Source organism: Sabulicella rubraurantiaca (assembly GCF_017355885.1).
Lineage (GTDB): Bacteria > Pseudomonadota > Alphaproteobacteria > Acetobacterales > Acetobacteraceae > Roseococcus > Roseococcus rubraurantiacus.
Map to the genome: position 1 here is coordinate 177,538 of NZ_JAFEUU010000004.1, position 18,359 is coordinate 195,896.

Here is an 18,359-nt window from a genome sequence, read left to right on the forward strand (position 1 = left end):
TACAGCCGAACGTGAACGCGCTGATCGAGATCGAAGGCCTCTCCAGGCGCTTCGGCGCCTTCACCGCCGTGGACGGGGTGAGCTTCTCCGTTGAGCGGGGCGAGGTGGTCGGGTTCCTGGGGCCCAACGGGGCCGGGAAATCCACCACCATGCGGATGCTGGCGGGTTTCCTGCCGCCCAGCGCCGGGACGGCCCGAATCGCGGGGCATGACGTGCAGACGGACGGCGTGGCCGCCCGCCGCAAGCTGGGTTTCCTGCCCGAAGGCGCCCCCACCTATCCCGAGATGACCGTCGAAGCCTTCCTGCGCTTCTGCGCCCGGGTTCGCGGCTGCAATCTGGCCACCGTGCCCGCCGCCATGGCGATCACCCAATTGGAGGAGGTGCGGCTGCAACCCATCGAGACCCTCTCCAAGGGGTTCCGCCGCCGCGTCGGCCTTGCCTCCGCGCTGCTGCACGACCCGGACGTGCTGGTGCTGGACGAACCGACGGACGGGCTCGACCCCAACCAGAAGCACGAGGTCCGCAACCTGATCACCGCCATGGCGCCGCGCAAGGCGATCATCATCAGCACCCACATCCTGGAGGAGGTCTCGGCCGTCTGCACCCGCGCCATCATCATCGCGCGCGGGCGGGTGCTGGCCGATTCCACGCCAGAGGCGCTGACGGCGGATGGGCGCGACCTCGACACCGTGTTCCGCGCTCTGACCCTGGGCGAAGGAGAGGTCGCATGAGGGCGGTCTGGGCCATCGCGCGGCGGGAATTCGCGGGCTACTTCGCCACCCCCGTCGCCGCCGTATTCATCGTCATCTTCCTAGTGCTCGCAGGCGCACTCACCTTCACCCTGGGCGGGTTCTTCGGCCGCAACCAAGCGGATCTGCTGCCCTTCTTCGGCTTCGTGCCCTGGCTGCTGCTGTTCCTGGTGCCGGCGCTGACCATGCGCCTTTGGGCGGAGGAGCGTCGCCTGGGCACGATCGAGATGCTGCTGACCCTGCCCATCGCGCCCTGGCAGGCCGTTCTGGGCAAGTGGCTGGCCGCCTGGGTCTTCTGCGCGGTGGCGCTGGCGCTGACCTTCCCGCTGGTCATCACGGTGAACTGGCTGGGCGAGCCGGATAACGGCGCCATCCTCGCCGGGTATCTCGGCTGCGTGCTGGTGGCGGGGGCCTACCTGGCGCTGGGCGCCGCCGTCTCGGCGATGACGCGCAATCAGGTCATCGCCTTCGTGCTGGGCGTCGCGGGGTGCTTCGTCTTCGCCGCCGCCGGATCGCCCATCGTCTCGGACTTCCTGTCCAACCGGCTGCCAGTGCTGGGCGAGGTGGCGCGCGGCTTCTCCGTCGCAGAGCATTTCGGCAGCTTCGTCCGTGGGGTGATCGCCGTGCCGGACCTCGTCTTCTTCGCCGCCTTCACCGGTTTCTGGCTCTTCGCCAATGCCGTGATCCTCGAATGGCGGAGGGGTGCGTGATGCGTCGCGCCGCCTCGCTCCTCGCCCTCCTCTTCGCTGCCGCGTTGGCAATCGGGGCCGTCCTGCTGGCGCAGCGCGCCGTGCCGCAGGCGCGGCTCGACCTGACGGAAGACCAGCTCTACACGCTCGCCCCCGGCACGCGGCAGGTGCTGTCGGGCCTGCGCGAACCGGTGACGCTGCGTTTGTTCTACTCACGCCGCCTGGGGACGGAGGCGCCGCAATTCGGCGCCTATGCCGAGCGCGTGCGCGCCCTCCTGCGCGAATACGCCGCCGCCTCGGGCGGCAAGCTGCGGTTGGAGGTGCTGGACCCCGAGCCCTTCTCCGACACGGAGGACCGCGCCCTGGCGCTGGGGCTGCAAGGCGTGCCGCTGAACGAGGGCGGCGAGCAGGTCTTCTTCGGCCTAGCCGGCAGCAATGCCCGCGACGAGGAGCGGAACATCGCCTTCTTCCAGCCGGATCGCGAGCGCTTCCTTGAGGCCGATCTCACCCGCCTCGTCTTCGAGTTGTCCGCGCCGGAGAAGCCGGTGATCGGGCTGCTGACGCCGCTGCCGCTGAACGGCGATCCGCGCGCCATGATGCTGCGCCAGCCGGCCCTGGCGCGGCCGCAAGTGGTGATGCAGCAATTGCGCGATGCCTATGAGGTGCGCGAGGTCGCGCCCGATGCGGCCGTGATCCCCGCGGGCATCCGCATCCTGCTTCTCGCCCACCCGCAAGGGCTTTCCGACGCGACGCAATACGCGGTGGACCAGTTCGTGATGCGCGGCGGCCGCCTCCTCCTGCTCCTCGACCCGCAGAGCGAGATGCAGGCGACGCGGCCCGGCCCGGATGGGCGCCCGCCCGCCGATACGGCCTCCAGCCTCGACCGGATCCTCAATGCCTGGGGCATCGAGGCGCCGGCCAACGAGGTCGTGCTCGACCTGCGCGGCGCGTGGCGGGTGCGGGCGCGGCCCGGCGACCGGGTCCAGGCGGTGGATTTCCTGTCCTGGTATTCGCTGCAGGGGGACAGCCTGAACCGGAGCGAGGTGGCGACTGCCCAGCTCGATCAGGTCACCGTCGCCTCGGCCGGATATCTGCGTCGCCGGGAGAATGCGCCGGGCGAGTGGACGACGCTTCTGCAAAGCAGCGGGCAATCCATGATCGTCCCGGCCGCGCGCGTCGGGCGCGAGGCGGATCCGGTGCGGCTGCTGGCGGATTTCCGCGCCGATGGCGAGCGGCGGGTGATCGCCGCGCGGCTGCGCGGCGCCCTGCCCAGCGCCTTCCCCGACGGCCCGCCCGTCCAGGCCGAGGGGCTGCTGCCGCATCTCGCGCGCTCCGAGGGGCAGAGCAACCTCGTCGTCATCCATGACACGGACATCCTGGATGACCGGTTCTGGGTGCGGGTGCAGGAATTCTTCGGCCAGCCCGTCGCCACGCCCTTCGCGGGGAATGGCAGCCTGATCGTCAACCTGGCCGACACGCTCTCGGGCACGGATGCGATGATCTCGCTGCGCTCGCGCGGGGAGTCGCTGCGCCCCTTCACCCGCGTGGAGGAGATCCGCCGCGCCGCCGACGCGCAGTTCCGCGCCAGCGAGCGGCAATTGACCGAACGCCTTCAGGGCTCGGAGGCGCGGCTGCGCGAGTTGCGACAGGGCACGGGCGGCGAACGCAACGCGGCCCAGGCCGTCATCACGCCGGAGCAGCGCGCCGAGATCGACCGCGCGCGCGAGCAGATCGCCGCGACGCGGCGGGAGCTGCGCGCCGTGCAGCTCGATCTTCGCCGCGACATCGAATCGCTGGAGACCGCGTTGCGGGCCTTCAACATCCTGCTCGTTCCTGGGCTGCTGGTGCTGGCGGCGGCAGGGCTGGCCTTGGTGCGTGCGCGGCGTCGCGCGGCGGCGCGGCCGTGATCGGGCGGCGTGGACTCGCCGGGCTGGGCGCGGCGGCAGCGGCGACGCTGGGCGCGGGAATCTTCCTCGCCCCGCGCGAGGAAGCGGCACCGACAAGCGGCGCACTCGCCTTCCCCGGCCTGGCCGAACGCCTGGGCCGAGCCGCACGCGTGGAAATCCGGCGCCACGATGGCGGCGTGACCTTGTCGCGCGATGGCGAGACGTGGCGCATCGCCGAGCGTGCCGGCTGGCCCGCCCGCCCCGCCAAGGTGCACGAGACGCTGACCGCCCTCACCGAGCTTCGCCTCCTGGAACCGCGCGATGCCAGCGCCAGCTTCGGCACGGACGACCCGATGCGACCCGGCGCGACGGGGGCGCTGCTGCGCGTCCTGGACGCCTCCGGTGCGCCGCTCATCTCGGTGATTCTCGGCACGCGGCGTTCCCGCGCCCAGCCCGGTGTAACGGACTCCATCCATATCCGCCGCCCGGAGGAAGCGCAGGGCTGGCTCGCCGAAGGCAGGCTGACCGCCGAGGCCGATCCGGCGCTCTGGTTGCTGCGCGACCTTGTGGACCTGCCGGCCCAGCGCCTGCGCCGCGTGGAGGTGCGCCGCGCCGGTGACGAGCCTCTCGTGCTGGAACGGCCCGGCGAGGTGGACGCGCCGCTGGTGATCGTCGAGCCGCGCGACCCGCCCCGCCCCGATGCCGTGGCCCTGGACGAGGCCGGCCGCGTCTTCGAAGGCCTGACGCTGATCGAGGTGCGGCGCGACGACGACGCCCCTGGCGAAGCGCTCGGCGAGGCGCGCTTTACCTTCACCGACAACCTCGCGATCCAAGCCTGGGGCCGACGTCAGGAAAGCGAGTTCTGGGTCACCCTCCGCGCCGAAGGCGATGCCGAGGCGGCGCGGCTGAACGCACTCTGGAATGGCTACGCGTTTCAGCTTGGGCAGTGGAAGGAACGCGCCATGCTCCCGCGCCTCGAAGATTTGCTGGAGCAGGGATGAGCAACAGCCGCGAGTATCCCGACCGTCCCTGGATCGGCATCGGAGTCATTGCCTTCCGTGGTGATACCGTCCTGCTGGTCCGTCGCGGCCGGCCGCCGCGCATGGGTGCCTGGTCCCTTCCCGGTGGGGCGCAGCACGTGGGCGAGGGGGCGCAGGAAGCGGCACGCCGGGAGTTGCGCGAGGAAGCAGGCATCGAGGTCGGCCCGCTGCTCCTCGCCGACGTGATCGACTCCGTGACGCGAGACGAGAATGGACGCGTCCGGTTCCACTACACCATCGTGGATTTCTGCGGCGAATACCTCTCCGGCGAGACGGTGGCGGGCGACGACGCGGCCGAGGTTCGCTGGGCGCCTCTCGATGCGCTGGAACCCTTCGACCTGACGCCCGAAGCGCGCGCCGTGATCGCATTGTCCCGCCGCCGCCTGGACGAGGCGCGCGGCTGAGACCTCAGTAGATCGTCGCCCCGAGCGGGACACCCGAATGCGGCGAGAGCAGGATCACGCGCCCCCGCTCGTCCCGCGCGCCGAGGATCAGCACCTCCGACCGGAACCCGGCGATGTTGCGGGGCGCGAAGTTGCAGACGCACACGACTGCCGTCCCGACTAGCTCAGCAGCGTCGTAATTCGTGATCTGCGCGCTCGACCACCGCGTGCCGAGCGGCCCTAGATCCACCTGAACCTTGTATGAGGGGTTGCGGGCGCGCGGAAACGGCTCGACGGCGATGATCCGCCCGACGCGGATGTCGAGCTTGGCGAAGTCGTCATACGCGGCTTCCGGCTTCGCCGCCTGAAGGTCGCTCGTGGTCAATGCTCGACGCTCCCGAAGTGCCCGGGCGGACTAGCCGCCGGGCCCTGGGCTGTCGAGCCATCAGGCCCAGAGGCGCTCGCGCTCCATCCCCGTGTAGAGGCCGCCGACCCATTCGCCATAGCCGTTGAAGATCCGCGTCGGCACGCGCTCGCCGCTGCCCAGCAGCCGCTCGGTCGCCTGGCTCCAGCGCGGATGCGAGACCTCCGGATTCACGTTCGCCCAGAACCCATACTCGCTCGCCTGGATGGCGGGCCAGAAGGTGCGCGGGCGCTCCGCGGTCAGGGTGATCTTCACCACCGACTTGCCGGACTTGAAGCCGTATTTCCATGGGAAGACCACGCGCAGCGGGCCGCCATTGCTTTGCGGCAGCGGCTTGCTGAACAGCCCGACCGGCATGAAGGTCAGCTCGTTCGCCGCTTCCTGGATCGTGCAGGCCTCGACATGCGGCCAGGGATACCAGCTTTGCCGCAGCCCGGGCATGACGCCGGGAATGGCGGCGGTCTCGAAGGCGACGTAGCGGGCATTCGATTTCGGCTCCACCAGCTTCAGCAGCTCGGAAAGCTGGAAGCCGCTCCAGGGCACGGTCATCGCCCAGGCCTCGACGCAGCGCAGGCGATAGACGCGCTCCTCGATCGGCATCAGGCGCAGCAGGTCGTCGATCTCGAACTCGCGCGGCTTGTCCACCAGCCCGCCGACGGAAAGGCGCCAGGGCCGCACCGGCATGCGCGACGCGGCGGAGGAGATGCTCTTGCTCGTCCCGAATTCGTAGAAATTGTTGTAGGTGGAAACGTCGCGCTCGGGGCTGAGGGCGCGCTCGGGACGGTAGCGCATGTTGCGCGCGTGCTCGGGCAAGGGCGGGGCCTGGGTGATGCCCTGCGCCGCGGCGATGCCGGGCAGGAGCGCAGCACCCGCCCCCATCAGGGCACGGCGGTTCAGCACCAGCGCCTCGGGCGTGACCGCGCTTTCCGGGGCGTTCCAGGGTCGATGGCGGAGGATGCGCATCTGTTTTCACCTTCGGCTGTCCCCCGAATGTAGGACGCCACGGCGCTACGGGAAGCCTCAAGGCGTGGGCGGTACCACCCACAGCCCGTCCACTCGCCGCAGCGAGGCCGCCATGCCCTCCCGCGCCGCCTCCAGCGCGGCCTCGTCGCGCAGCACGTAGATCACCCCCGGCTCGGGATCGCCCCTCCGCAGCCGGTCGAGCACTGTCTCGGCCAGGCGGGCGGCGACGCCGGCATCGGCACGGGCGAGGTAGGCGGCATCGGTGGCCAGGCCGTGCCGCGCCGCCAGCACCGCCACCTCCTCCCAGAAGGGCCCCAGATTCGCGGCGGGGACGGCGCGGATGGCATGGGCGTTGCGCGTTGCCTCCGCCCAGAAGGGATTGGACAGGCGCAGGGGCAGCCTAGCCTCCGTGGGCGGGAAGAAGCCGCCCAGCCGCGCGATTCCGGGGCGCAGATCCACGGCCTGCACGACCAGCAGCGCGGCAAGCGCGAGGCCCGACTGGCGCAGCCCGAGCCAGCGCGCCAGACCGGCCATGCCGAGCAGCAGCAGCGCATAGGCGAGCGGCCAGAAGAACCGCTCCGAGGCGCGCAGCGCACCCGCGAGTTCAACCAGGGAGGGAGGAAGAGAAAGCAGCGTGACCTGCACCCCCGCGACGGAAGGCCGGTGCGTCACCGCGAAACCCAGCATCAGCAGCAGCACGATCGCGAGCGGCCCGGAGAAGCGCCGCCAGGGCGCGCGCAACAGGAAGGGCAGCAGCAGCAGGCCGCCCAGGCCGAGATAGGAGCCGCCCACCTCCGGATGCTCAGGCCCGGGCAGCGTGGGCAGGAGCGCGCTCCAGACCCCGCCATCGAAAGGAGCGAGGAGGTCTAGCTGCATCGCGCCATAGCCGGCGCCGCCATGCCCGGCCCGCAGAAGGAAGAATCCGGCCGCCCAGAGCGCAACCAGCGCGGCGCCGACCACCAGCGGCGTCTCAAGCCAGGCGCGGCGGCGCCATGCATCTGCGAGCCAGAGCGCCAGCACCATAGGCAGGATGTAGGAGTGGATCAGCGCGGCCGCCGCAGCCAGCAGTACCCATCCCCAGGGACGGCGCGTCGTCGGCGGGGCGAGGTGCAGCCAAAGCCCGGCCAGCAGCAGCCATTGCCCCGCCAGGGCGAAATGCCCGCCCATGCGGTTGAGCAGCATCGGTTGCAGGACCAGCAACCCCGCCCCCATCACTTGGCCCAGCGCGCCAAGGCCCAGGCGCCGCAGCGCCAACGCGCCGAACAGCCCCTGCAACGCGCCGCAGAGCAGCAGCCAGATCCCCCAATACTGGTCCACCGCCAGCACCGGTCGGAGCGCCTTGAACAGGAAGGCCAGCAGCGGGATGGAGTCGGTGAAGAAGATGGAGGAGCCAAGCTCCATCCCGAAGCGCGGCGAGAGGCCGGGCGGCAGGCGCCACGCATCGTCGCGAAAGAAGGCCCAGCCCAGCCAGTACTGCACCGGGTCCGGACCGAGCGTGCCCGAGAGCATCCAGTCAGTATGCCCGGGCGGCACGATGCCCCACCCGAACACCACCATCACCAGGGCCGCCCCCAGCAGCGCCGCGACGGGGGCCGCGCCCCGGTCCGGCCAGATCGGCGATTGCCCCGGCATCATCGCCGGAAAGAAACCGGCGATGATGGCAAGGTTGCGGCGGCTCAGCCTTCCTGCGGCACGTCCACCCAGCGCAGATAGGGGCGGTCGGCCTTCCAGCCCTGCGGGAAGCGGATCTTCGCGTCCTCGTCGGACAGGCTGGGGACGATGATGGCCTTGTCGCCCTTCTGCCAGTTCACCGGCGTCGCGACCTTGTGCTTGTCGGTGAGCTGCAGGCTGTCGATCACCCGCAGCACCTCTTGGAAGTTGCGGCCGGTGGAGGGCGGGTAGGTCAGCGTCAGCCGAACCTTCCGCGCCGGGTCGATCACATAGACGGTGCGAACGGTGATGGAGGGGTCGGCCTCCGGATGGATCATCCCGTAAAGCTTGGACACCGAACGGTCAGGGTCGGCGATCATGGGGAAGTTCAGCGTCGCACCCTGCGTCTCGCGGATGTCCTCAACCCAGGCGTCATGCCGGTCGAGCGGGTCCACGGACAGGCCGATCACCTTCACGCCGCGCTTGTCGAATTCTGGCTTCAGCTTCGCCGCCTCGCCCAGCTCGGTGGTGCAGACCGGGGTGAAGTCCTTCGGATGGGAGAAGAACACCACCCAGGAATCCTTGCCCCACTCGCTGAAACGGATGCGGCCTTGCGTGGTGTCGGCCTCAAAATCGGGCGCCACCTGCCCAAGGGAAAGCTGCTGCGACAAATTAGTCTCCTTCCAGTCTTCGATGATCAGATGAGCCGCGCCAGGAGCGCGACCAGGGCGAGGACGCCGAAGCCGATTCCGGCAACCTCTGGCGCCGGAGCCCAGGTCTCGTCAGCCAGTCCGCCGAACTCAGGCATGGGCGGCCTCCGCCGGCAAGGGGAGGTCCAGCGTACCGGCCAGCGCAGCCGCCTCGCCGATCACGACCAACGCGGGGGCGGGCACTCCGGCGCGGCGCGCATCGAGGGTGCAGGCGCCCAAATTCGTCCGCAGCACGCGCTGCGTCGGCAGGCTGGCCTCGGAGATGATGGCGACGGGCGTGGCAGGGGAGCGCCCGCCTGCAAGCATCCGCGTCGCGACCTCATCCAGCCGGGTCAGCGCCATGAAGGCGACCACCGTGCCGGGCAGCGCGCCCCATTCCAGCGCCGGCAGGCTGCCCGCCTCGTCATGCGCGGTGAGGAAGGTGACGGCCGAGGCGATGCCGCGCTGCGTCAGCGCGATCCCTGCCGCTGCCGGCGCCGCGAGTCCGGACGAGACGCCCGGCACCACGCGCCAAGTCACCCCGGCCGCGTCGCAGGCCGCCGCCTCCTCGCCACCGCGCCCGAAAATGAAGGGGTCACCGCCCTTCAGCCGCACCACGCGCAGCCCCGCGAGCGCACCCTGCACCAACCGCTGGTTGATGCGCGCCTGCGGCACCGGTGCGGCGCCCTTGCGCTTGCCGACGGCGATGATCTCGGCGCCGCGGCGGACGTGCCTCAGCACGGCGCGGCCCGGCAGCGCGTCGTGCAGCACGAGGTCGGCGGCCTCCAGCGCCTGGACCGCGCGCAGGGTCAGCAAGGACGGGTCGCCAGGGCCGGCGCCGACCAGCCACACCTCGCCACGGGCAAAGACGGGCCCGGCGAGGCGGCTCGCGGATTCCACTTTCATATCGCGGCCAACCCCCTCAGTAATGCTTGCGACGATCGTAGAATCATGTTTTCACTCTTGGCAAGCGCACTGAAAGGACGAAGCGATGAAGGCGAGCGAAGTCGAGGCCATCAAGTCCGAGAGCCAAGGGCTGCGCGGGTCCATCGCACAGGAAATCGGCAGCCGCGACACCGTCGGCGGGCTGAGCGAGGCCGCCTATACCTTGTTGAAATTCCACGGAACCTACGAGCAATCCGACCGCGACACCGCCACCGCACGCAAGCAGGCGGGGCAGGACAAGGACTGGTCCTTCATGGTGCGCGTGCGCGCCCCGGCGGGCCGCCTTACCGGCCCGCAATGGCTCGCCCTGGATGCGTTGGCGGAGAGCCACGCTGATTCCACGCTGCGAATTACCACGCGCCAAGGCGTGCAATTTCACGGTGTTCTGCGCGAAAACCTGCGCGGGACCATCGCCGGAATCCACGAAGCGCTGCTGACCACCCTGGCCGCTTGCGGCGATGTGGTCCGCAACGTCATCACCTCCCCCGCGCCGCGTCGCGACGCCATCCATGCGCGGCTGGAACAGGAGGCCTTCCGCCTCTCCTCCGCCTTGCTGCCGCGCAGCCGCGCCCATCACGAGATCTTCCTGGGCGAGGAGCAGGTGGCGGGCGAGGCGGAGGATTCGCTCTACGGCGCCGCCTACCTGCCGCGGAAATTCAAGATCGCTCTGGTCCACCCGGAGGACAACTCGGCGGACGTGCTGGCCAACGACCTCGGCTTCATCATGGTGCCGGAGGGGTGGATCGTGACGCTCGGCGGCGGCATGGGAATGACGCACAACAAGCCTTCCACCTTCCCGCGCCTCGCCGACCCTGTGGCGCTGATCGGTCCGGATGAGGTGTTGGAGGTGGCGGAGGCGGCCGTGCGCCTCCACCGCGATTTCGGGCGGCGTGACGACCGCAAGCAGGCGCGGCTGAAATACGTGCTGCACGAGAAGGGCGCGGATTGGGCACGGGCGCAGCTTTCCGCCGATCTGGGCCGCCCCCTCGCCCCGCCCCCTCCCCTGCCGAAGCTGCACGTGCCGGAGCATCTGGGCTGGCACGAGCAGGGCGATGGCAAGCTCTGGCTCGGCCTGTCCGTGCCTTCGGGCCGGGTCGCCGGACCCTGGCGGGAAGCTCTGCGCGAGGTGATCGCCCTCACCGGCGCAAACCCGATCGGGACGCCGCAGCAGGATCTGCTGCTGTCCGACATCGCGCCGGGGCAACGCGCGGCAGTGGAGGCGGTGCTGGCGCGGCACGGCATCCCCCTGCCCGAGTCCCTGTCGCCCCTCCGCCGGGCCACCCTGGCCTGCGTTGCCCTGCCCACTTGCGGCCAAGCCCTCGCGGAGGGCGAGCGCGTGCGGGAGGAGATCGTCACCGCCATCGAGGCCGAACTCGAAGCGCTGAAGCTGCGAGGCGAGCGGATCAGCCTGCGCATCACCGGCTGCCCCAATGGCTGCGCCCGGCCCTATCAAGCGGAGATCGGCGTAGTGGGCCGTGCACCTGGCCTCTACACCCTGTTCGTCGGCGGCGCCTTCGAGGGGACGCGGCTCAACGAGGCCATCGCGGACAAGGTCCCGCTCGACCGCATCGCCGAGACGCTGCGGCCCGTGCTGGAAGCCTGGGCGGCGTGGCGTCAGCCCGGTGAGGGCTTCGGTGATTTCTGCGCGAGGCTCGGCCGCCTGCCGGTCCAGCGCCTGCTGGAGCCGGCGGCGGCCTGACGCGGATCAGAACCGGTAGCGGACCGACGCCCCGATGACGAAGGGATTCACGTCGGCCCGCGCCCCGATCAGCCCGCTATTCACGCTGACATCCGGCTGCATCAGGATCCACTTGGCGTCGAAATTGAGCAGCCAGTTCGGCGCCACCTCGTAATCCAGGCCGATATTGGGCGCGACGCCAACGGTGTTGCGGACCCGCACGCGGTTCACCGGCGGCGTCATCGCACCGCCATGGCCGTAGAAAAAGGTCGCGTTGAGCCCGATGCCCACATAGGGGCTGAGGCGCGACTGCGGCAACGGGTGGTACTGCACGGTCAGCGTCGGCGGCAGCGCCCAGACACGGCCCAGCTTCAAATCGCCCAGCGCGGAGCCGGACACGCGCAGATCATGCCGGGTGGCGGCGGCTATCAGATTCGCCGAAAGGTTCGGCGTGAAGAAATAGGTGAAATCCAGCTGCGGACTGGCCGCGTTGCTCGCCTGCGGCGTGCCGCCGATGAGCCCCACGCGCCCGCCATTCGTGGGCAGCACGCCGATCGCCCCCAGCCCCACGGTGAAATCTCCGGCGCGCTTGCCGCGCGGCGCGTCCTGCGCTGCCGCCTGCGCCACGCTCAATGCCAGCAGCCCCGCTGCCAGCAAACCCAATTTTTTCATTACATCCTCGCGCGATCTGATTCGTGTTGCGCGAGGACAGGGCTATTCCCATTGATGCGACGCGTCGTTGCGCCGCATCAACGCTCTCAGCATGGAGTTGGGCCGCTACTCGGCGCGGATATTCGCGGCGCGCACCACCTCGCGCCACCGGCCGATCTCGGCCTCCTGGAAGCGGCGGTAATCCGCGGCGCTGCTCGCCACCACGTCGAAGCCGATGCCGTTCAGGCGCTGCACGCTTTCCGGGTGGCGCAGGCTTTCGCGGCACATCGTCTCCAGCCGCGCCAGCACCGGCGCAGGCACGGCGGCAGGCGCCATCACCGCCTGCCAGGAGGTGACGACGAAATCGTCGAGGCCGCACTCGCGCGCCGTCGGCACGTCGGGGATGGTCGGATGGCGCTCCGCGCTCGTCACCATCAGCGCGCGCATGCGCCCGGCCTGGATATGCGCCGCCACGGTGCCGAGGTTCTGGAAGGTCATCTGCACGTCGCCTGCCAGAAGCGCCGTCGCTGCCGCCGCGCCCCCCTGGTAGGGCACGTGCTGGATGTCGCTGCGCGTGCGGAGCTTGAACAGCTCCATCGTCATGTGCTCGGAGGAGCCAACGCCGGAGGTGGAGTAGGAGGCGCGGCCGGAATTGGCGCGCAGCCATTCCATCATGCCGTTGAAGTCGCGTGCCGGCATGGCGGTCGGGTTCGCGATCAGCACGTTGGGCGTGGTGACGGCCAGCGTGACCGGCGCGAAGTCACGCACGGGGTCATAGGGCAGGTTGGGCCGCAGCGCGGCGTTGATGGCAAAAACGCCGATGGAGCCCGTCAGCAGCGTGTGGCCGTCCGGCGCGGCGCGGGCCAGCGCCTGGGCGGCCACGGCGCCGTTCGCGCCCGGCCGGTTCTCCGCCACCACGGGCTGGCTCACCATGCCCGCCATGCGGGTCGCAATCAGCCGGGCGACGATGTCGGACGGGCCGCCCGCCACGAAGGGAACCAGCATGGTCACCGGCCGCGTCGGCCACGCCGCCTCCTGGGCGCGCGAGAGCGCCGGCGCGGCGATGAAAGGGGCGGCGAGAATCGCGCCGCGACGGGTGACCTGCATGGGTTTCCTCCGGACTCTTGTTTTCGGTGCGCGCATCCTGCCGCCGGGTCGCGCCGCTTGTCCAATCCCGCCGCCGCCGTATACCGGGATGGCTACGGGGGAAGCCGCGTCCATGTCCATTGACCTCGAAATCGCCCGCGCCGCGAAGCTGCGGCCCATCGCCGCCATCGCCGCGCGCGCCGGCATCCCGGATGAGGCGGTGGAACCCTACGGCAAGCACAAGGCCAAGATCTCCCTCAGCTTCGTGGAGGAGACGCGGCGGGAGCGCCCCAAGGGCAAGCTCGTCCTCGTCACCGGCATCAGCCCCACCCCGGCCGGCGAGGGCAAGACGACCACTACGGTCGGCCTGGGAGATGCGCTGAACCGCATCGGCCGCCGCGCGGTGATCTGCCTGCGCGAGCCCTCGCTCGGCCCCTGCTTCGGCGTGAAGGGTGGCGCGGCCGGGGGCGGACACGCCCAGGTCGTGCCAATGGAGGACATCAACCTCCACTTCACCGGCGACTTCCACGCCATCACGGCCGCCAACAACCTGCTGGCGGCGATGCTGGACAACCACATCCACTGGGGCAACGCGCTGGGCATCGACCCGCGCCGGGTCTCCTGGCGTCGCGCCCTCGACATGAACGACCGCGCGCTGCGGCAGGTGGTCCAGAGCATGGGCGGCGTGGGCAACGGCTTCCCGCGCGAGGACGGGTTCGACATCGTGGTGGCGAGCGAGGTGATGGCCGCCTTCTGTCTCGCCGACAGCCTGGACGACCTCCAAGCGCGGCTCGGCCGCATCATCGTGGCAGAGACGCGCGACCGCCGCCCAATCACGGCGCGCGACCTGAAGGCGGATGGCGCCATGGCCGTGCTGCTGCGCGACGCGCTGGCGCCCAACCTAGTGCAGACGCTGGAGGGCACGCCGGCACTCGTGCATGGCGGGCCCTTCGCCAACATCGCCCACGGCTGCAACAGCGTGATGGCCACGCGACTTGGCCTGCACCTGTCTGACGTGGTGGTGACGGAAGCCGGGTTCGGCGCCGACCTGGGCGCGGAGAAGTTCCTCGACATCAAATGCCGCCTCGCCGGCCTCGCCCCCGATGCCTGCGTGATCGTGGGCACGGTGCGGGCGCTGAAGATGCATGGCGGCGTCGCCAAGGCCGACCTCGGCCGGGAGGACCTGCAGGCGCTGCACCGGGGCGTTGCTAATCTCGCCCGCCATGTCGAGAACATCCGAAAATTCGGCCTCCCGCCCGTGGTCGCGATCAACCGCTTCACCTCCGACACCGAGGCGGAGCTTGCGGCGGTGCGCGAGGCGATGAAGGAGATCGGCGTCGAGGCAGTGCTGTGCACCCACTGGTCCGACGGCAGCGCGGGAACCGAGGCGCTGGCCCATGCCGTCACCCGCCGCCTCGATTCCGGGGAGGCGCATTTCGCCCCCCTCTACCCGGACCATCTTCCGCTCGCGGACAAGATCCGCGCCGTGGCACGGGAGATCTACCGCGCAACGGACATCGCCCTGCCCGATGCGGTGGCCGCCCGGCTGCGCCGCTTCGAGGAGCTGGGCTTCGGCCATGTCCCGGTCTGCATCGCCAAGACGCAATATTCCTTCAGCGCCGACCCGACCCTGCTGGGCGCCCCCACCGGTCATACCCTGCCGGTGCGGGAGGTTCGGCTTTCCGCCGGGGCTGGCTTCGTGGTAGCGATTTGCGGCGAGGTGATGACCATGCCCGGACTGCCACGTGTCCCGGCTGCGGAGGCAATCCGGCTTGACGCGAATGGACGGATCGAAGGCCTATTCTGACGGGAATCCCCGGCAACCGCCTTGCGTCGTTGGCTTTCCGTCCCTGATGTTTGCTATCGAATGGAAGGCCGCGCGCTCCCGACTCGGCGGCGGCCCGGAGGATTGCCGGCCCGCGCCATGACTGCCCATCGCCCCGCCCCCCTGTCCCGCCGCCGTGCCCTGCTCGCCGGGCTGATGCTGCCGCCCTCCCTCGCGGGATGCGGCGGCCCCGCCATCGCCCAGCGCGGCGGGGCTGCCGCCCTGCCCGATTTCGCCGACTTGGCGGAAAGGGTGCTGCCCGCCGTGGTCAACATCTCCGTCGCCTCGGAGACGCAGAGCGCCATCCCCCCGGAATTCCGTGGCACCCCGTTGGAGCGGTATTTCCGCGGCCGCCGCGAGCGGACGATGGGTGCCGGCAGCGGTTTCATCATCGATCCGGGCGGCTACATCGTCACCAACAACCACGTGGTCGGCAATGCCAGCCGCGTAACCGTCTCGATCCATGGCGGGCAGGAGCTGCAGGCCCGTGTCGTCGGCTCCGACGAGCTGATGGATCTTGCCCTGCTGCGCGTGGAGCCGCGTACCCCACTGGTTGCCGTCCCCTGGGGATCGAGCGGGGCGCTGCGCGTCGGCCAGTGGGTGCTGGCGGCGGGCAATCCCTTCGGACTCGGTGGCTCCGTCACCTCGGGCATCGTATCGGCCCGCGGCCGCGACATCGGTGCAGGGCCCTTCGACGACTTCATCCAGACCGACGCCGCGATCAACCCGGGCAATTCCGGCGGCCCGCTCTTCAACGTCGCGGGCGAGGTGGTCGGCATCAACACCGCCATCTACTCGCCCTCGGGCGCCAATGCCGGCATCGGCTTCGCCACTCCTTCCGATCTCGCGCGGCCCGTGATCGAGGGCCTGCGCCGTGATGGGCGGGTGGAGCGCGGCTGGCTCGGCGTGCAGGTGCAGGACTTGGTGGCGGAGGATCCGCGCGCCGGCCGCCGCGCCGTGCTGATCGCGGGAGTCGAGCGCAACGGGCCGGCCGCGCGGGCCGGGCTGCGCTCCGGCGACGTCGTCCTGTCCATCAACGGCCAGCCTGCCGAGACCTCGCGCATGCTGGTCCGCTCCATTGCTGCCGTGGCGCCTGGGCAGACCGTCCGGTTGACGGTGCTGCGCGACGGGCGCACGCAGGATCTCTCCGTGCAGGTCGGGCGGCGCCCCGGCGGCACTGGATGAGGTGCTGGAGCGGCATGGCGCTGGGGCATCCCGCCCCGATGGAAGGCAGGAGCGTATGATGCGAATCCTCCTCGTCGAGGACGATGTGGAAGTTGCCCGCTTCGTGAAGAAGGGCCTGCAGGAGGCTGGCCACACGGTCGAGCACGCTCCGAACGGGCGAGAGGGCCTGTTCCTGGCCGCCAGCGAGTCCTTCGACATGTTGGTGCTGGACCGGATGCTTCCTGGTGGCGTGGACGGGGTGCGCCTCGTCGAGACGCTGCGAGGCCAGGGGAACCGGACGCCCGTCCTGTTCCTTTCCGCTCTATCCGCCGTGGATGAGCGCGTGAAGGGACTGAAGGCGGGCGGTGACGACTATCTCGTGAAGCCCTTCGCCTTCGCCGAACTCCTGGCCCGCGTCGAGGCTCTGGGCCGCCGCCCCTCCTCCGAGGCCCCTGTCACCAAGCTCCGCGTCGCCGACCTGGAGCTGGACCTCTTGAGCCGCACCGTGACCCGGTCCGGCAAGCGCATCGACGTACAGCCGCGCGAGTTCCGCCTGCTGGAGCATTTGATGCGCCATGCCGGCCAAGTGGTCACGCGCACCATGCTGCTGGAAAAGGTGTGGGACTACCATTTCGACCCGCAGACCAACGTGATCGACGTCCATGTCTCGCGGCTGCGGCAGAAGCTGGACAAGGGCTTCGACAAACCGCTGATCCATACGGTCCGCAACGCGGGCTACATGATCCGCGCCGAGGGCTGAGCACGGCGAGGACGCGATGAGCGAACGCCTCGCTCGCCCCCCGCCGCCGCGCCTGCTGCAATCGGCGGCTTTCCGCTTCGCGTTGCTGTTCATGGTGATCTTCTCGGTCGCCGCCGGATTGCTCGTGGCGGTGCTCTGGTGGGGCACGGCGGGTGCCATCGACCGGCAGACCGTCGCCGCCATTCGTGCCGACACGCTGGCCCTGATGGACCGGCACCGCGATGCAGGCCCGCTGGGCCTCGTCGAGTCTATCGAAGACCGCATGGCCCAGGATGCCGAGGCGGTGACGATCTACCTCCTCGTGGACAGCGATGGCCGCAAGCTGGCTGGCAACCTGGAGCATTGGCCGGCGGGCATCGCTGGCGACGGCACCTGGTTCCGCACCGAGCTTCACCATGACGGCGCCACCTCCGAGGCGCGGATCCATCGCCGCGACCTGCCAGGCGGGCTGCGGCTCCTGGTCGGGCGGGACGAGAGCGAGCGCACGCAGCTGGACATCGTGATGGCGGAAGGCATGGCGTGGTCGCTGGGTGCTATCCTGATGGTCGGCGCCATCGGCGCCTCGCTGGTGCGGAACGCGCTGCAGCGGCGCATGGCCCCGGCCATGCTGACAGCTCAGGGCATCGCCGCGGGGGACCTGGCCCGGCGCGTGCCAGTCTCTCTACGCCACGACGAGTTCGATCAGCTGGGCGCGACCATGAATGCCATGCTCGATCGGATCGAGGCGCTGATGTCCGGCGTGCGCTCGGTGTCCGATGCCATCGCCCACGACCTCCGCACCCCCATCGCCCGCGCGCGCGGCAAGCTGGAGGAGGCGCTGGCAGCGGCGCGGAGCGAGGAAAGGCTGCGCGCGGCGGTGGAGGAGGGCATCGCCGACCTCGACAATATCAGCCGCATCTTCCAGGCCCTGCTGCGCATCGCCGAGGCCGAGGCCGGGGCGCGCCGCGCCGCCTTCGCGCCGCTCGACCTTTCCGCCGTGCTGTCTGACGCCGCCGAGTTCTATGAAGCGATGGCCGAGGCGCGGAACCAGCATTTCGAGACCAGCCTGCCGGAGCAGCTCGACCTCGTGGGGGACCGGGACCTCCTGCTCCAGGCGGTCGCCAATCTGCTCGACAATGCGATCAAGTTCACGCCGCCCGGTGGGGTGGTGCGGCTTTCCGCACGCTGTGACGCCGGGGTGGCCGAGATCGCCGTGGAGGATTCCGGCCCGGGCCTGTCGCCCAGCGACAGGGAGCGGGCGCTGGACCGCTTCTTCCGCGCCGACGTGTCGCGGAACACGCCCGGCTCCGGGCTCGGGCTCTCGCTGGTTCGTGCGGTGGCGCAGCTTCACGGCGGCGAGGTGCGGCTGGAGGATGCGCAGCCCGGCTTCACGCCTCCCGGGCTTCGTGTCTCGCTTCGGATGCCACTGCCCTGACCAAAGCTTCACCCCTGGCCAATTCACTCTTAGGGCATGAGGGTGCAGACACCGCCCATGCCCGCTGCGCCCGCTCCTTTCGCATTCGCTCTCGCCGTGCTGCTCGTCCTTCCGAATCCTGCGCGGGCGGAGCATCAGCCTCAGGATCTGCGCCTGACCACCGACACGCTCGAATACTGCCATGCCCTCGCGCGGCGTCTCGAATCCATGCCGGGCCACATGGAGCCGACGCCGCGCCTGCTTGGCCAGCAGGGTCGCCGGCTTTGCGCGCGCGGGCACGTCAAAACCGGAATCGCCCGCCTGCGCCGCGCCATCCGGATCACGGCAGGCAAGCAAAGCGACGGGGGCTGACCCCGGGACGCC

18 protein-coding genes are annotated in these 18,359 nt (G+C 70.3%); 11 read left to right on the top strand and 7 right to left on the bottom strand.

The window, feature by feature from the left end; genetic code table 11:
- Positions 1-11: 11 nt before the first annotated feature.
- Genes JTJ31_RS09475 through JTJ31_RS09495 form a run of 5 tightly spaced genes read left to right on the top strand, consistent with a single transcriptional unit; the run spans position 12 to position 4,768 of the window.
- Complete coding sequence (locus JTJ31_RS09475) at positions 12-731, top strand: ABC transporter ATP-binding protein (RefSeq protein ID WP_207538404.1); 720 nt, start codon at positions 12-14, stop codon at positions 729-731.
- Positions 728-1,459: an ABC transporter permease subunit gene (locus tag JTJ31_RS09480; protein ID WP_207538405.1), complete on the top strand. Its 732-nt coding sequence runs from the start codon at positions 728-730 to the stop codon at positions 1,457-1,459. The genes JTJ31_RS09475 and JTJ31_RS09480 overlap by 4 nt, the downstream gene beginning before the upstream one ends.
- Positions 1,459-3,345 (top strand): Gldg family protein, encoded by a 1,887-nt coding sequence (locus JTJ31_RS09485; RefSeq protein WP_236020074.1) that lies wholly within the window; start codon positions 1,459-1,461, stop codon positions 3,343-3,345. Before JTJ31_RS09480 ends, JTJ31_RS09485 begins: the two co-directional genes overlap by 1 nt.
- Positions 3,342-4,325, top strand: a complete 984-nt coding sequence (locus tag JTJ31_RS09490; RefSeq protein WP_207538407.1) for a DUF4340 domain-containing protein — start codon at positions 3,342-3,344, stop codon at positions 4,323-4,325. The genes JTJ31_RS09485 and JTJ31_RS09490 overlap by 4 nt, the downstream gene beginning before the upstream one ends.
- Positions 4,322-4,768 carry an NUDIX hydrolase gene (locus JTJ31_RS09495; RefSeq protein ID WP_207538408.1) on the top strand — a complete coding sequence of 149 codons (447 nt, stop codon included), beginning with the start codon at positions 4,322-4,324 and terminating at the stop codon, positions 4,766-4,768. Before JTJ31_RS09490 ends, JTJ31_RS09495 begins: the two co-directional genes overlap by 4 nt.
- A 4-nt stretch (positions 4,769-4,772) precedes the next feature.
- Here the strand turns inward: JTJ31_RS09495 and JTJ31_RS09500 are convergent, their stop codons facing one another.
- From JTJ31_RS09500 to cobA, 5 genes are all read right to left on the bottom strand, one after another.
- Positions 4,773-5,132 (bottom strand): tRNA-binding protein, encoded by a 360-nt coding sequence (locus JTJ31_RS09500; protein WP_207538409.1) that lies wholly within the window; start codon positions 5,130-5,132, stop codon positions 4,773-4,775.
- Positions 5,133-5,192: 60 nt separating this feature from the next.
- Positions 5,193-6,134: a protein-methionine-sulfoxide reductase catalytic subunit MsrP gene (gene msrP / locus JTJ31_RS09505; protein WP_207538410.1), complete on the bottom strand. Its 942-nt coding sequence runs from the start codon at positions 6,132-6,134 to the stop codon at positions 5,193-5,195.
- Positions 6,135-6,191: 57 nt separating this feature from the next.
- On the bottom strand, positions 6,192-7,769 hold the full coding sequence (locus tag JTJ31_RS09510) for a DUF6311 domain-containing protein (protein WP_207538411.1): 1,578 nt from the start codon (positions 7,767-7,769) through the stop codon (positions 6,192-6,194).
- Between the two features lie 41 nt (positions 7,770-7,810).
- Positions 7,811-8,455 (bottom strand): peroxiredoxin, encoded by a 645-nt coding sequence (locus JTJ31_RS09515; protein WP_207538412.1) that lies wholly within the window; start codon positions 8,453-8,455, stop codon positions 7,811-7,813.
- Positions 8,456-8,584: 129 nt separating this feature from the next.
- On the bottom strand, positions 8,585-9,379 hold the full coding sequence (gene cobA, locus JTJ31_RS09520) for a uroporphyrinogen-III C-methyltransferase (protein ID WP_207538413.1): 795 nt from the start codon (positions 9,377-9,379) through the stop codon (positions 8,585-8,587).
- 85 nt (positions 9,380-9,464) lie between these two features.
- Here cobA and JTJ31_RS09525 point away from each other — a divergent pair, with 85 nt between their 5' ends.
- Positions 9,465-11,117: an NADPH-dependent assimilatory sulfite reductase hemoprotein subunit gene (locus tag JTJ31_RS09525; protein WP_207538414.1), complete on the top strand. Its 1,653-nt coding sequence runs from the start codon at positions 9,465-9,467 to the stop codon at positions 11,115-11,117.
- A 6-nt stretch (positions 11,118-11,123) separates the two neighbouring features.
- On the opposite strand, the gene JTJ31_RS09530 is transcribed toward JTJ31_RS09525, so the two are convergent.
- Together JTJ31_RS09530 and JTJ31_RS09535 are read right to left on the bottom strand one after the other, a co-directional pair.
- Positions 11,124-11,768, bottom strand: a complete 645-nt coding sequence (locus JTJ31_RS09530; RefSeq protein WP_207538415.1) for an OmpW/AlkL family protein — start codon at positions 11,766-11,768, stop codon at positions 11,124-11,126.
- A 105-nt stretch (positions 11,769-11,873) separates the two neighbouring features.
- Positions 11,874-12,854, bottom strand: coding sequence for a Bug family tripartite tricarboxylate transporter substrate binding protein (locus JTJ31_RS09535; protein WP_207538416.1), 981 nt, complete (start codon positions 12,852-12,854; stop codon positions 11,874-11,876).
- A gap of 112 nt (positions 12,855-12,966) precedes the next feature.
- Between JTJ31_RS09535 and JTJ31_RS09540 the strand changes: the two genes are divergently transcribed.
- The 5 genes from JTJ31_RS09540 (at position 12,967) to JTJ31_RS09560 (ending at position 18,347) form a co-directional block, all read left to right on the top strand.
- Positions 12,967-14,640, top strand: a complete 1,674-nt coding sequence (locus JTJ31_RS09540) for a formate--tetrahydrofolate ligase (protein WP_207538417.1) — start codon at positions 12,967-12,969, stop codon at positions 14,638-14,640.
- A gap of 117 nt (positions 14,641-14,757) precedes the next feature.
- On the top strand, positions 14,758-15,843 hold the full coding sequence (locus tag JTJ31_RS09545; RefSeq protein WP_207538418.1) for a trypsin-like peptidase domain-containing protein: 1,086 nt from the start codon (positions 14,758-14,760) through the stop codon (positions 15,841-15,843).
- Positions 15,844-15,901: 58 nt separating this feature from the next.
- Positions 15,902-16,582: a response regulator transcription factor gene (locus JTJ31_RS09550; RefSeq protein WP_207538419.1), complete on the top strand. Its 681-nt coding sequence runs from the start codon at positions 15,902-15,904 to the stop codon at positions 16,580-16,582.
- A 16-nt stretch (positions 16,583-16,598) separates the two neighbouring features.
- Positions 16,599-17,996 (top strand): sensor histidine kinase, encoded by a 1,398-nt coding sequence (locus tag JTJ31_RS09555; RefSeq protein ID WP_207538420.1) that lies wholly within the window; start codon positions 16,599-16,601, stop codon positions 17,994-17,996.
- 57 nt (positions 17,997-18,053) lie between these two features.
- Positions 18,054-18,347, top strand: coding sequence for a hypothetical protein (locus JTJ31_RS09560; protein ID WP_207538421.1), 294 nt, complete (start codon positions 18,054-18,056; stop codon positions 18,345-18,347).
- Positions 18,348-18,359 lie beyond the last annotated feature (12 nt).

Coding starts and splice junctions, on each gene's coding strand:
- JTJ31_RS09560 (WP_207538421.1), top strand. CDS start 18,054: ATGCCCGCTGCGCCCGCTCCTTTCGCATTCGCTCTCGCCGTGCTGCTC.
- JTJ31_RS09530 (WP_207538415.1), bottom strand. CDS start 11,768: ATGAAAAAATTGGGTTTGCTGGCAGCGGGGCTGCTGGCATTGAGCGTG.
- JTJ31_RS09495 (WP_207538408.1), top strand. CDS start 4,322: ATGAGCAACAGCCGCGAGTATCCCGACCGTCCCTGGATCGGCATCGGA.
- JTJ31_RS09535 (WP_207538416.1), bottom strand. CDS start 12,854: ATGCAGGTCACCCGTCGCGGCGCGATTCTCGCCGCCCCTTTCATCGCC.
- JTJ31_RS09510 (WP_207538411.1), bottom strand. CDS start 7,769: ATGATGCCGGGGCAATCGCCGATCTGGCCGGACCGGGGCGCGGCCCCC.
- JTJ31_RS09550 (WP_207538419.1), top strand. CDS start 15,902: ATGCGAATCCTCCTCGTCGAGGACGATGTGGAAGTTGCCCGCTTCGTG.
- JTJ31_RS09555 (WP_207538420.1), top strand. CDS start 16,599: ATGAGCGAACGCCTCGCTCGCCCCCCGCCGCCGCGCCTGCTGCAATCG.
- JTJ31_RS09485 (WP_236020074.1), top strand. CDS start 1,459: ATGCGTCGCGCCGCCTCGCTCCTCGCCCTCCTCTTCGCTGCCGCGTTG.
- JTJ31_RS09480 (WP_207538405.1), top strand. CDS start 728: ATGAGGGCGGTCTGGGCCATCGCGCGGCGGGAATTCGCGGGCTACTTC.
- cobA (WP_207538413.1), bottom strand. CDS start 9,379: ATGAAAGTGGAATCCGCGAGCCGCCTCGCCGGGCCCGTCTTTGCCCGT.
- JTJ31_RS09540 (WP_207538417.1), top strand. CDS start 12,967: ATGTCCATTGACCTCGAAATCGCCCGCGCCGCGAAGCTGCGGCCCATC.
- JTJ31_RS09545 (WP_207538418.1), top strand. CDS start 14,758: ATGACTGCCCATCGCCCCGCCCCCCTGTCCCGCCGCCGTGCCCTGCTC.
- msrP (WP_207538410.1), bottom strand. CDS start 6,134: ATGCGCATCCTCCGCCATCGACCCTGGAACGCCCCGGAAAGCGCGGTC.
- JTJ31_RS09525 (WP_207538414.1), top strand. CDS start 9,465: ATGAAGGCGAGCGAAGTCGAGGCCATCAAGTCCGAGAGCCAAGGGCTG.